The organism is Chryseobacterium sp. SIMBA_029, from assembly GCF_046535275.1.
Lineage (GTDB): Bacteria > Bacteroidota > Bacteroidia > Flavobacteriales > Weeksellaceae > Chryseobacterium.
The window spans coordinates 154,501-167,587 of record NZ_JAWRXA010000009.1; the positions used below are offsets into that span (position 1 = coordinate 154,501).

At 32.4% G+C, this 13,087-nt stretch carries 17 protein-coding genes; 10 read left to right on the top strand and 7 right to left on the bottom strand.

Annotation, left to right across the window (positions count from 1 at the left end; translation table 11 throughout):
• Positions 1–47: 47 nt before the first annotated feature.
• Positions 48–197 (top strand): bacteriocin-like protein, encoded by a 150-nt coding sequence (locus SB679_RS17145; protein ID WP_410703499.1) that lies wholly within the window; start codon positions 48–50, stop codon positions 195–197.
• Between the two features lie 118 nt (positions 198–315).
• Here the strand turns inward: SB679_RS17145 and map are convergent, their stop codons facing one another.
• On the bottom strand, positions 316–1,080 hold the full coding sequence (gene map, locus SB679_RS17150; protein WP_410703500.1) for a type I methionyl aminopeptidase: 765 nt from the start codon (positions 1,078–1,080) through the stop codon (positions 316–318).
• Positions 1,081–1,416: 336 nt separating this feature from the next.
• Between map and SB679_RS17155 the strand changes: the two genes are divergently transcribed.
• From SB679_RS17155 to SB679_RS17190, 8 genes are all read left to right on the top strand, one after another.
• On the top strand, positions 1,417–2,916 hold the full coding sequence (locus tag SB679_RS17155) for a tetratricopeptide repeat protein (protein ID WP_410703501.1): 1,500 nt from the start codon (positions 1,417–1,419) through the stop codon (positions 2,914–2,916).
• Positions 2,917–3,576: 660 nt separating this feature from the next.
• The gene (locus tag SB679_RS17160; RefSeq protein WP_410703502.1) at positions 3,577–4,485 is read left to right on the top strand and encodes a hypothetical protein; all 909 of its coding nucleotides are present in this window, start codon (positions 3,577–3,579) and stop codon (positions 4,483–4,485) included.
• Positions 4,486–4,487: 2 nt separating this feature from the next.
• Entirely contained in the window at positions 4,488–5,342 is an 855-nt protein-coding gene (locus tag SB679_RS17165; RefSeq protein WP_410703503.1) for a hypothetical protein, read from the top strand.
• A gap of 1 nt (position 5,343) precedes the next feature.
• Positions 5,344–6,189: a hypothetical protein gene (locus SB679_RS17170; RefSeq protein ID WP_410703504.1), complete on the top strand. Its 846-nt coding sequence runs from the start codon at positions 5,344–5,346 to the stop codon at positions 6,187–6,189.
• A 170-nt stretch (positions 6,190–6,359) separates the two neighbouring features.
• Entirely contained in the window at positions 6,360–7,199 is an 840-nt protein-coding gene (locus tag SB679_RS17175; RefSeq protein WP_410703505.1) for a hypothetical protein, read from the top strand.
• A 21-nt stretch (positions 7,200–7,220) separates the two neighbouring features.
• Complete coding sequence (locus SB679_RS17180; protein ID WP_410703506.1) at positions 7,221–8,060, top strand: hypothetical protein; 840 nt, start codon at positions 7,221–7,223, stop codon at positions 8,058–8,060.
• A gap of 90 nt (positions 8,061–8,150) precedes the next feature.
• Positions 8,151–8,591 (top strand): transposase, encoded by a 441-nt coding sequence (locus tag SB679_RS17185; protein ID WP_410703507.1) that lies wholly within the window; start codon positions 8,151–8,153, stop codon positions 8,589–8,591.
• 33 nt (positions 8,592–8,624) lie between these two features.
• Positions 8,625–8,954: a helix-turn-helix domain-containing protein gene (locus SB679_RS17190; RefSeq protein WP_410703508.1), complete on the top strand. Its 330-nt coding sequence runs from the start codon at positions 8,625–8,627 to the stop codon at positions 8,952–8,954.
• A gap of 535 nt (positions 8,955–9,489) precedes the next feature.
• Here SB679_RS17190 and SB679_RS17195 read toward each other — a convergent pair.
• Genes SB679_RS17195 through SB679_RS17215 form a run of 5 tightly spaced genes read right to left on the bottom strand, consistent with a single transcriptional unit; the run spans position 9,490 to position 11,946 of the window.
• The gene (locus SB679_RS17195; protein WP_410703509.1) at positions 9,490–9,939 is read right to left on the bottom strand and encodes a JAB domain-containing protein; all 450 of its coding nucleotides are present in this window, start codon (positions 9,937–9,939) and stop codon (positions 9,490–9,492) included.
• A gap of 3 nt (positions 9,940–9,942) precedes the next feature.
• Positions 9,943–10,317, bottom strand: a complete 375-nt coding sequence (locus SB679_RS17200) for a hypothetical protein (protein WP_410703510.1) — start codon at positions 10,315–10,317, stop codon at positions 9,943–9,945.
• Between the two features lie 39 nt (positions 10,318–10,356).
• Entirely contained in the window at positions 10,357–11,004 is a 648-nt protein-coding gene (locus SB679_RS17205) for a hypothetical protein (RefSeq protein WP_410703511.1), read from the bottom strand.
• Entirely contained in the window at positions 10,973–11,353 is a 381-nt protein-coding gene (locus SB679_RS17210; RefSeq protein ID WP_410703512.1) for a hypothetical protein, read from the bottom strand. The genes SB679_RS17205 and SB679_RS17210 overlap by 32 nt, the downstream gene beginning before the upstream one ends.
• Positions 11,354–11,370: 17 nt before the next feature.
• Entirely contained in the window at positions 11,371–11,946 is a 576-nt protein-coding gene (locus tag SB679_RS17215) for a tetratricopeptide repeat protein (RefSeq protein WP_410703513.1), read from the bottom strand.
• Between the two features lie 180 nt (positions 11,947–12,126).
• On the opposite strand from SB679_RS17215, the gene SB679_RS17220 reads away from it, so the two are divergent.
• A complete protein-coding gene (locus SB679_RS17220) occupies positions 12,127–12,357 on the top strand; it encodes a helix-turn-helix domain-containing protein (RefSeq protein ID WP_410703514.1) in 231 nt (76 codons plus the stop codon).
• Positions 12,358–12,683: 326 nt separating this feature from the next.
• Here SB679_RS17220 and SB679_RS17225 read toward each other — a convergent pair whose 3' ends face one another.
• Positions 12,684–13,031 (bottom strand): hypothetical protein, encoded by a 348-nt coding sequence (locus tag SB679_RS17225; protein ID WP_410703515.1) that lies wholly within the window; start codon positions 13,029–13,031, stop codon positions 12,684–12,686.
• Positions 13,032–13,087: the final 56 nt, after the last annotated feature.

Genomic DNA, 13,087 nt, shown 5'->3' on the forward strand with positions numbered 1-13,087 from the left:
ACGTTGGATTTATTTATATATTAGCAACTCACTATAAACTAAAAAATATGAAAAATTTCACCAAAATTTCACGAGAAAATTTAAAAACGATTAAGGGAGGACTTATCAATTGCAATGAAGAGCAACATTGCGGAGAAAAATTTTGTTGCGCTAAAGGGACCTGCCGTCCAATAGATTCTTCTTATTGCGCTTTTTAACAGATAAAAAATACAGCATATTGGTATAAAACCAATATTAATAAACAAAGCCTCTTATTACTCAGAGGCTTTGTTTATTATATTTACGATGTTGTGAAACAAAAAATAGGTGCTGTAATTAATTTAATATCTCATTCATCTGCGTTAAAATAATAGGCTTACCATCGGTCACCACAATCGTATGTTCATGTTGCGCCATATATCCTCCTTTATTACCCACCATCGTCCATCCGTCTTTCAATTCTACTGCATTATTGGAAGTGGTTGAGATAAATGTTTCAATAGCCACCACAGAATTCTTTTTGAATCTTCTGTTATCAAAACGGTTTCTGTAATTCAGCAATTCATCAGGCTGCTCATGTAAACTTCTTCCGATCCCATGTCCAGCAAGGTTTTTAATCACCTTAAATCCTCTTTTTTTAGCTTCCGTTTCCATAAGAAATCCGATGTCTGCAATTCGCACTCCTCCTTTTATTGAATTGATTGCTTTCTGTAAAATATCTTTGGAAGCATCCACTAATTTCTGATGCTGGTTAATGTCTTTTCCGATAATAAAAGAACCTCCATTATCTGACCAGAATCCATTGAGTTCTGCTGATACATCAATATTGATTAAATCTCCTTCTTTCAACACTCTCTGATCTGTTGGGATGCCGTGGCAAAATTCATTATCAACACTAATGCATGTCCAGCCCGGAAATCCATACGTCAGGTAAGGAGCAGATTTTGCTCCAAAACCGGAAAGAATTTTCGCTCCATATTCATCAAGATCTTTTGTCGTCATACCAGGCTGAGCATAATTAATCATTTCCTTCAAGGTATAGGCAACCGCTTCACTTGCTTTCTGCATTCCTATTAATTCCTGTTCATTTGTTATTGACATCGTCTCTTTTTTTGATTATTTGTATAAGTTTGTATGTATTATCAGAATATTAAAAAACTGTAATTTAATGTTCATTCATCTGAATTAGCCACTTCAATTTTTTCGTTCCCGATCATTACATCTTCAAAAGTAATAACTTTCCGGTACACTAAAAAACAGAATTGCATTAATTAGCACTAGATTTGTTTTACCAGCCTAAAAATAAATAACCTTCTTGACAACACATATTAAACTCCTACGTTTTCAATGTATTGAATATTAAACTAGTAAATTGATTTAACTATATTAATAAAAAACAATCTTTAAAAAAGTTAATTTTGTTTTATAATTTTCTAAATGAGATCTAAATATATTTTTTGTTTTATTTTTCTTTTTTACAGCCTAATCAACGGGCAGTCATCTCAGGAAAAATCTATTGACAGCTTATGGAATCTGGCTGTCAGTAAACATTCATATGCTGAAAAAGGAAGCAAAGAGATGTTAAGATTATGTACTGAAGTTTACTATCAATCCAAAAGCATAAATTACGACAGGGGAACTCTAAGAGCACTGGTGAAGATGTCTGAGATTTATCAGAATGAGCAAAATTATAAAGAAAGTCTAAGCAAAATTAATGAAGGACTTGTTCTTGCTGAAAACACCAGCAACTATGTCATATGGTCGGATCTGCTTACATTGGAAAGCGGCATTTACCAGGAATTAGGATATTATGATAAATCAAGAGAAAACTGTCGTAAAGCTTTATCTATAGCCAATCAAATTGCAGAAACAGACAGACAACATATCGCCAGATCAAATATTTTCAGACAGACAGCAAGCACTATAGATAAAGAAAATACACTCCCTAATAAATATGATTCTGTCAGGTTTTATTATGATAAGGCGTATGCAGAATCTAAGGCGTTAAGTGATGTATTTCCTCAGAAAAATAAATATCTCGCTAAAAATGTGAAGAATATAGCATCTATCTATCTTCTTCAAAATAAAATCCCTGAGGCTGAAAAATATTTAACTGAGTTTGAAGCGCTAACCAAAAATGAAAAAAATAGCGTTGAGTATATTTCATTCTTTACCCTTAAAGGAAATATCGAAAACAAAAAAAGAAATTATGATAAAGCGATTGAATATTTTAATCATTCAATACATCTTTCGGAAGAATATAAAATCCTGCCTTCAAAGTTAATCGAAAGTTATTCGGGAATTGCAGAATCCTACCTTGGCCTTCAGGATTACAAAAATCAGGCATTCTATCTTACAAAAGCAAAAAAGATAACTGACAGCCTTGCCGATGCTGAAAAGAAAATAATTGATAACATTCCATCAGAGCATACAGAGAACAATGAAAACCATTTGCTTTTTTATGTTATCCCCGTTCTTATCATCGTATTACTACTTCTATCCTATTTTTTCTTTGTCCGAAAAAAAACAGATTCAAAAGAGGAAACAATAATACCGGTTGAACAAGAAAAAGTGGCAGATGAAACCTCTTCAGATCTGTCGCCGGAAAATAAACCGGAGGACACAGATCTAAACAGACTGGATCATATTATTGAATTAGCTCAAAATAATGACAAGTCTTTCTATCTTAAATTTTCTGAAATATTTCCGGCATTCAATCAAACACTTTTATCAATAAGCTCTCAACTTACTCCATCCGATCTGGAGTACTGCGCCTTAATGAAATTAAATTTTGACACAAAACAGATCGCAGTATTAAAGAAAACCTCCGTAAGTTCCGTTGAAAGCAGAAAATACAGAATAAGAAAAAAACTCAATATTGACAGTTCTGAAAATATTTATAAATGGTTGATGAAAATTCAAACAAATTATAAATAACACACACTCAAATAGCTTTGACAGTTTTTATCATAAAATATCAGGTGACATTGTATGAATTTTATACTCCATAATGGTAGTTTTGCATTGATAAAATTAAACACCTTATTATAACAAACTATTAGATGATATTTTGTAACGACTAACCAAAAACATGCAATTATTAAACACATCTGTCCTCATAATGGGAGTCTAAAACATCTAATTTCTCAATATTTTGTTAATAATACACTAAGCATTAGCGAAAATTTCTTCTGATTTTTCTTTTTCGCTATTTTTTTTATTATCCGCTGTCTCTTCGATCATCACGCAATAACTCCACTTTTTTTCACTTATTATTTATGAAAAAAGAGACAGCTTTTATTTCAGTTTTAAAAAAAAAGGAAATAAAAAAATTTCAATATGACAAAATTGTTATATTTACAAAAACAACACAAATAACATAAGGATGATAACAAAAAAGTTAGCACTTCGTTGCAATTTCACGAATTTTAATCTTCAAAACAGATTTAAATAACACTGAGTTCTCTCAACAATTTACAGTAAAATCGAATAGTATTCCAGCATTAGAAATGATTTTTTTCCTAAAAAATGAGTCATTTTGTAATTTCTGGGCTCTATTAATAACTTCTAAAAAATTAATTATTTAAACACTTATTAATGAAGAAAAATTTATTTGCGATTTTAGCAATGAACTTATTGTGTGCGCAAAATGTAGGGATTAATACCATAACTCCCGATACCTCTGCAATTTTGGAGGTAAGCGCAGATTCTCCTCCGGGAATTTCCGGAACCACTAAAAAAGGATTTTTACCCCCCAGAGTATCACTTAGCGGAGCTAATGATGTTTCTACTATTCCGAATCCGGCAAACGGTCTTTTAATTTTTAATACAGCCAATGCGGGTGTTTATCCTAACGAAGTAGATGCCAATAACTTCTATTACTGGAATAGTACTAATTGGGAGCGTTTAGTGTATACAAGTGCCGTTCAGGAAGCTGTAAATCCAAGAATATTCTATATTGAGGGCAGCGATAATCAAACCTTCACTTCTGCAAACATGAATATTGCAACAGGCACGCCTAATGACAATGTCGTTACCTTTACAACTCCTTCTATTAACGTTAAAAACATTATTACTTTTAATAGTACAAGCTCAACTTTCACCGCAAATGTAACGGGAATTTATGAGTTTTCTGCTTTCGTTAATTATAACCCAATGGCCACCACAGCAGGTGTTCCTGCTTCCAGTTATCAAAAAAGAGCATTCCTCAATTTGAAGATTCAGAAATCTACGGATAATGGAGCTACATGGAATAATGCAATAGGATCAAGATCGGGATGGGGTGAAGACGGAGCCGGCACTTTAAAAACAGCTATTTTACTTGCAACACCACTTCAGTTAAATCAAGGGGACAGGATAAGACTTGTCATTGCTAATCCATTTAATTCAACGGCTTCGAATGACCACTGCGGCGCAGGCAATTGCTATATAGGAATTGATGCAGCTAATAATATTCCAACTTCTAAGGGACTTCAAATACAGTTACTAGATTACAACATAAAATAATTATGAAAGCTCTAAAATTTTTCTTTTTTCTTTCGATATCATCATTTATTACGGCCCAAGTAGGAATAGGAACCTCTGTTCCTAACAGTTCTGCAGTACTTGAACTGAATGTATCAAATTTACCTGCCAACAATAAAAAAGGGGTTCTTCTACCACGGGTTGCCTTATTAAGCAACACAGATATAGTAACCATTACCAATCCGGCAGCAGGTTTAACGGTCTATAATACGACAGACAACGGGTCCGGAACTACGGCTGTTCTCGCTAATACGTATTATTACTGGAATGGCAGCAATTGGATTGATCTTGCCAACATAACAGAAGTAAAAAAAGAACTGTTACCTCAAATATTTTTTCTTGCGGAAGGCAATAATAGTGTTACTACTCCGCAAAGCCCAATATCAGGATCAGATAATGTAAATGTTGCTCCGGTATTGGTTGATTTTTCAGCAGGTTCAATCATTTTGAATACCGGGAATAATATTTCTCTTTTGAACGAAAATAATTTTAAAGTGAATAATTCCGGGAATTATGAAATCTCCGGATATATTGGATACAATCCTCAAATTCTTTCATTAACAACCTCAACGAATATGGAGTTTACCATCCAAATTTCCACAGATAACGGAGGCACCTGGTCACCTTTGGCAAAAACGGTCGGTGTATGGGGTAATGGGCTTACAGAAAACAGCAGAACTAATAATGTTGCTCCCATAGTAGTCCCCTTAGCACAGAATAATCTGATCCGATGTACTGTCTTTAAAACAACTGGCACAAACCACGGAAATAGCGCAAGTATAAGTGCCGCAACCGGACTTAATTATGGTAAGGTTTTAAAAATTCAAAAATTAAACTAAGATGAAAAAAATAATAATACTTGTATGTATCATATTCTCATACCTCTGTATGGGCCAAGTAGGAATAGGTACCACAACCCCAAATTCATCATCTGTTTTGGATTTGGACGTGAGTTCTATTACTCCTAAAAAAGGTTTTCTGCCACCGCGTGTAAACCTTACAAGCAATACCGATGCATCTACCATTGCGTCACCTCCAACAGGTATGCTTGTTTATAATAAAACGGCATCCGGAAGCGGAAATACTCTGATCAAAGCAAATTCTTTGGTGGTTTGGAATTCTACTATTTGGGAAAGTATTAGTAATCTACCGGAAATCAGAACTTTAAAAACGCCTATCGATTATGTATTATCATCAAAAACACAACAGGACTTTAGCGTAGCAGAATTAGCGAGCATCAATTTAAGCCAGCCAGTGACCGTTCCCTGGCAGTCGGCTGATGTTTATGTAAATAATACTAGTGATATCCAATTAACAGGGAATACTTTAACGTTTTTAACAGATTCTTACTATCAGATCTCAGGAGCACTCAATTTTAAAGTCAATGTACTTGTAGCTGGAAATTCTTCCCAAGTAATTGTCGCTCTTCAGTCTTCTTCTAACAACGGACTCCTATGGAATACGATTTTCTCCAATAGTACTCCCATAGAAAAAAATGCAGCCAACAAAACTCAAACTATTTCGTTTCCAAACTTTATTCATCATTTTTCATCAAATGATCTTTTGAGAGTGGTCATATACAAACCGGCTGCAGCCAATTCTTATGTATCAAGCTCAGGGGTTCTTGTCAATGTTCCAGGTACTGATATTACAAAAACGTTTAGAATTATTAGGATACAGCAATAAATTCCAGTCTCGCAGCACAAAACAAAAAAAAACACAACAAATTGATAATAAGATAATTAAAATACAACCAGACAGCTCTGACAGATTTTATCATAAATTGTCAGCCATGGTTTTATAGTCATCATATCTGAATATAATAGTTTTGCCGCTAAAACAAAATACATTCTGTTATGGAGAAAAAAATAGCATTCTTTTCTTTTTTTATCTGCGGTGTTTTCACCTTCTCTCAAGTAGGGATTAATACCAGCAGCCCTTCTGCTTCTCTGGATATTGTAAGCAAAGGAAATACATCAGCAACAAAAGCACTGGAGGTAAATAATTCCAGCGCTTTAGAAATGGTTACCGTTCTTAATAATGGTAATGTAGGTATTGGTATTGCAAATCCTACTGCACAATTACATACTACCGGTGCCGTAAGAATGGATGGCTTAGGAACAAATACTGTCAATACAAAAATACTGACTACCGACACTGCCGGTAATGTTACCACAAGATTGACCAATACGTTACTTCCACAAATTCTTGCCGGTGGAGATGGTGCAGATGCGGTAACTACGCCGCAAACTATATCTTCTATCAATAATACCCCTGGATATACAAATAATTTAACCTCCAAGAGTTTTACAGTTTCACAAACTTCATTAGTTACTTTTTCTTATAGTTTGGGTGTTCTCAATATATTGACTTCTTCCGGAAGTAATACTTTTAATGACGGAGCAGCAAAACAAATCGGGGCTAATTTGATATGGAAAAGCTTACCTGCCGGCAGTTCATTCGCTGTGAATGGAATATTATGCACGAATGCAATACCCATTTCAAATACAAACAGTAGTTATACAAGCGGAACTTTTTATCAGGCAAATAGCTGTTCTATTATTTTAATTCCGGGAGCATACACTGTTGAACTGCAGGGTTTCTTAAATGCTTTTGATAACATTCAAGGAATCAGGGCAACTTTTGGAGGCTCTCCATATGACAGACTTGATATTTCAGCAACATCCGTACAATAATTTTTAATAAATCTCAGTATAATGATGAATAATTTTAATTGGGCATTTTTTATTTTTTCTTTGGTTTCCAGCTTTTACAATTGCCAGATAGGTATAAATACCAATCTGCCATCGGCAATGCTGGATATTGTAAGCAAAGGAAACAGCAATACAACAAAAGCCTTAAAAATAAGTAATTCAAGTCCATCAGAAATGGTCACTGTCCTTGATAACGGTTATGTTGGCATTGGAACGCCTAATCCTTCAGCACAGCTCCATACCACAAGTACGATACGCTTGGATGGTCTCGGAACGAATACCACTAATACAAAAGTGATGACAGCAGATGCTTCCGGAATTATCACTACGAATTCAAGCACATCACTATTGCCACAGGTATTGGCAGGCAGTGACGGAGCAGATGCCGTATCTTCTGCCCAAACGTTGTCTTCTATAAACAATACGGCAAGCTATACAAACAACTTACTTACTAAAAGTTTTACGATTTCGCAGACCTCTTTAGTTGTTTTTTCGTATCAGCTGGGAATAGACAACATCGTAAATACTTCCGGAACTGGCATAACCGATGGGTCAGACAAGCAATTAGGAGCCCGTTTAATATGGAAAACCCTTCCTTCCGGCAGTCCATTTATAGTGAATGATGTTATGTCAGCTAATACATTGCCTTTTACAAATCTAGCAGCGACCTATAGCAAAGGTACTTATTACCCGAAAGGAAAATATTCTGTTGTTCTGAGCCCTGGCAGTTATTCAGTTGAATTAAAAGGATTTGTTTTTGCTTTTGATAATATTCAGGGCATAAAAGCAACTATTGGAGGATCTCCATATGACAGGCTTGATATCATAGCAACACCACTATAATATGCAGATTCAATGAAAATTATTTGACATCTGTTAATATGATTCTCAATTCTAATAAGATTTAAAAGAAAAACAAATTCAATTCCAATTATGCTTGATTTAAAAAAAATACATATCGGAAGGCTTATTAAAGCCAGACATCAGGAATTAAATATTTCTATTGATAGAATCTGCAAGTTTTTTAAGCTTACGGAAGAGGAAATTATGAACATGTTTAAACAAAAGAATATGAATTCTGATGATATGCTTAAATGGTCTAAACTATTAAAATATGATTTTTTCAGATTCTATTCTCAGCATCTGATTTTATACGCACCACAAGTGAAAAATAGTAAAAACGAAAATATGGTCCTGCCGCAGTTCCGGAAAAATATTTACACAAAAGATATCATCAATTTTATTTTAGAGGAAATTAGCACCGGTGAAAAAACAAAAAAAGAAGCCGTAGAATATTATGGAATTCCTAAAACTACATTATATAAATGGATAAATAAATACAATGCAGATGAAAATTCGGAAACTCCCGATTGAAAAACATAATAACGATCTAAACACAACATAATTATGAAAAAAGCAAATTTACCCGATTACAAACGCATATACACGGATATAATTTCGAAAAAATATCCTGAAAAAGAAAAAAAATGCAAATCTATACTGGAGAAAAAAGAAATATCTGTACTGGATATCATTAAAATCAATGAGATCATTTTTGGTATAAATGATAAAGAAGAATTTATCAATAACCAAAAACACAGGTCTTATGACCAATCCGCAGTTTTAGAGATCTTAAATTATCAGAAAAAAAATAAGCTGAATAATTCCCAATTGGCAAGCCATTTTAAACTGAGTAGAAATACGATTGCTAAGTGGAGGAAAAATTTCACAGTTTAACCTATTAACAGTATTTCCCACTTAAAAAATCTTCAATGCATCCTGTAACTAATTTAATAATACTTACCAATATTTTCGATTCCGAAATATTGAAAGAAAAAATTTCAGGCTTATTGAATATCAGTCTGGAACAATATAGTATTTATGGTATAAGTATTATGCTTATTATAATTGGCTTTGCCCTTTTTTATAGAAGAACAAAATAATTATAGTCCTGGTAATTGCTAATATATTTTTCTTCTGAAGACATAAAAAACCGCTCACATTACTGTAAGCGGCTTCATTTGTTGTGGTCCCACCTGGGCTCGAACCAGGGACCACCTGATTATGAGACGATTAAATATAATTTTCAATCTTTTGCATTTATTTATATTCATCTGTTTTTCAATAATTTACTGACAAATAAAATCTCAAACCTTTTCATTTATTTTTATTTTTATTCATTGATATAATCTAAGTGTTGCAGTAATGTTGCAGCAAAAATAATTACTCTCCCAACTAATGTAAACTTGCAAAATCTGCAATATTTGCAACATTACAATAATCCATCATGAGCAAAACTCATATAACTTTCTTTTGTTATGATGATGCTATCAAATAAAGTAATATCCATAAGTTTACAGCTTTCATTTAATTTCTTTACAATGTTCAAATCTGTGGAACTTGGTTTTAAATTTCCACTTGGATGATTATGAATTAATATGATCCCTGGAGCCAAGCATTTTAATGCTACTGATAATACAAGTCTGACATCTACTAAACTACTTGTTATTCCACCTTTGGATAAATTATAGATTCCTAATACAAAGTTTGAATTATTAAGCAAGATTACTTTTACTTCCTCCTGCATTTCTATTGTGTCTTCATTCCAAAACTTTCTTATAATTTGAACAGCATCAAAGCTTGTAGTAATCTTTGAACTTACCATTTTGTTAGGTTTATAAGAAACCTGGATTTCAGAAACTTCTGATATAATATTATTCATTTTTTAGTTTAAATTGTTTTGTAATAGCTTATTCTGATACATCAATACAGAGAATTTCTTATCCTTTCTCAGAATCAACATCATATATTCTGGTAACTCAATATCCTGCATCTCTTCTAATTTCTGTTTTAAAAAATCTAAAATGTCACCTGGATATAGGAATTCTACTCTCATCAATACATCGGCATTAAAATACATAAGAATATGTTTTGTCTTTAGTTCTAACATTTCATTAATCTCACCAAAATATTCATAAGGTTCTAATGACAATCCATTCTCAATAAATTCATAAGGCGGAATAGAAATTAAGTCAAATTCGTATTCTGTATATTCACTGTCAAGTCTAAAAATTAAGTAATCATAAATATCTTTTTTCATTAATGTAAGGGTATAAAAAAACCACCTCAAAGGTGGCTGTTAATCAATTTTAGAAATTGGAATCATAGGTGTAACTATCTTCTGCATTTCCTTTTCTATTTCTCTTAGTTTTTCTGGATATATTTTTCTCTCATAAAATAGCATTTTAAATACATCATCAAATTCAATAAGGTTCTCATAATACATTCTGTCAATACAAACTCCGAATTCTCCTATTGGCGAATTCCCAAAATGAGGATGAATTACCTCATCATTATTAACGCTATAATCCAAATGGTCATAATAGAAAATAGCCAGTTTGTTGTAACCAATATCAAAGTACTTTATCAACCAATCTTTTAATTGTGAATCATTGTTGTAGGTTTTGTATTCTTCAAGTGCAACTTTACAAATTGCGTCTAATTCCTGGATTTTAACACCATATTCAACTTCTTCGTAAAAGGCTGTAAAATACCTAAATCTCTTTGTACAATACTCACTTTCCTGTAAACAATCATAAGGCAAATCATTAGCTTTCCATCGCTGACATTGCTCACAAAGATTCTCAGAATAATTTTTAACGTCCTTGTATAAATCGTTGTATTTATACAGCCAATAAGCAATCTTTTGTAACGTAAAAGGATTGCCGTTGAGTTCTTTTAGACAATAAAGTGATCTATTTATTTTTTCTTCCAATTCCTTTTCCAATTTTTAAAATTCTATCTTTTATACTTTTAATAACATCTTTTTTGTTATCTGCAATTAGGAAAACTAATATAACCAAACAAATCCCTAAGAAGAAGAGTCCAATAACTATATAGATTAAGAAGTGTAGAAAATCCCCAAATAAATGCCCAATATTTTTAGTAGTTTTATCTATACCAAAAATGACAGACATTAAAAGTAATATTAAGATTGGAGTTAAAAAGATTGATGTTAAAACTGCCTTTTTTTCTTCCCGATATGAAAACCCAGACTTTGTAAGAAAGTATATCACAGGAGCACCAATGACAATTAAGCTTATGTAATAAAAAATATCGTTGAAACCAAGATTCATTATTATACTTTTAATTATTACTTCTCTAAACTTTTAATCAGTTCTTTGAGATTATTATCTCCTCTTCTGTATTGATAAGCATTTTTATACCATTTAAGAGCTTGTTCCAAATTATCACTGTCCCTATAAGCCTGAGCAAGTAATAACATAAATTCCGAATCTTTAGGAGAAACCTTTAATCCTGCATAACAGATATTGGCAACACCTTGATAATCCCCATCCTCCAGATGGTTTATTGCAACACCTTTTGATTCTTTTAAAAGCATTGCCAATTCAATTGCATTGTTAATATTCTGATAAGGATTGTACATTTTATCTTCTATAAATTCACCAGAAGAAGTTTTGTATTTAGCTGTTTCAGATTCCTTTGCTTTATTCAAGCCTTCTGCAAAACCTCTGTTATAGCCATCATAGTAGCTGGTACTTTTTTCATTTGCATTTGGAACTGGAGCAATAGGAGAAATTGGCTTTTGGCAATTTAATCCCTTGTCATAGCAATATCCACCTTTATATCCATCATTGTAACCTGAATTAAAAGCTGTTTGTGCTAACGAAAAAACTGGGAATAGTAATAAGGGTAATATTTTCTTCATTTTATAAATTTTAAAGTTTTTCAAATATAGTAAATGTATCATTTATGATAACCATACAATTATCATTTATGACCACTTTTGGCTATTAATATTAATAAACAAATAGAGTTAGAGTTTATCACATTTTCTTACGGTTTTCCGTAGTTAAAGTGTATTCTAATTATTATTTAATTCAAAAAAGTGGATAAAAAAGAGTATCAAGTTGCAATAGGAAAGCGTATCAAACAGCTTAGAGAAAAGAAAAACATTTCTCAAGTTGAATTGGCTGCTTTATGCAACTTTGAAAAGTCTAATATGTCCAGGTTAGAAGCAGGAAATACCAATCCTACTGCATATACTCTTTATATCATTGCTCAAAAGTTAGAAATTGAAACATTTGAGATTCTAAAGTTTAAAACTTTACCTGAGTAAATTTTAGCTATTTATACATATCCTTCTATCAAACCTGGATAAGGAAAATCTTTTATTTTATTGATATTAAAGCAATCATGCATATCTATATCTCCAGGTATCTGCGAATATGAATAATGAAATTGTGAAGATTTTCGCACCAAACCTGGAGTTGATATATTTTATATATCCAGGTGCAGTCGAAGGGTTTTTAAATTCTCCTGCACCTTTTTTCCTTACACTATATTATATAAAAGGAAATTTTGTGCAGCTAAAAAATAAAAATGTCCAAATTTTACCTGAACCTATATAAGACTCTACAGTAAAATTTGGACATTTTAGGAAATTTAATCAGTCATTGCAAAATTACTTTGAACTGAATTCACTTTGGAATTAGTTAGTTCTTCTGCTCTGTAAACATACCTGTGAGATAATGTAATGAATTCTCCTGTATCTTGAATAGTGTACTCATAAGGTTCACATTCTTCTTTAACAATTGAGCCAGGAAATTCTGAGCCAACTAAAGATTTACAGGTTTCTTCATTAAATGTTGATGTAATCGTGGCTTTTTTAGAAGTGGCATAATACATTCCTGTCGTTTTGCTTAATACCATTTCAATACCTCCTGACACTTCAAGTACAAAGAATTCCCTGTTCTCTGCTTGTCTTTTTTTGTAATTGATAATTCTTACCATTGTTTTGATTTTTGAGTTAGAAATAACACCACAAGAATTGAAATTTACCGCACAAA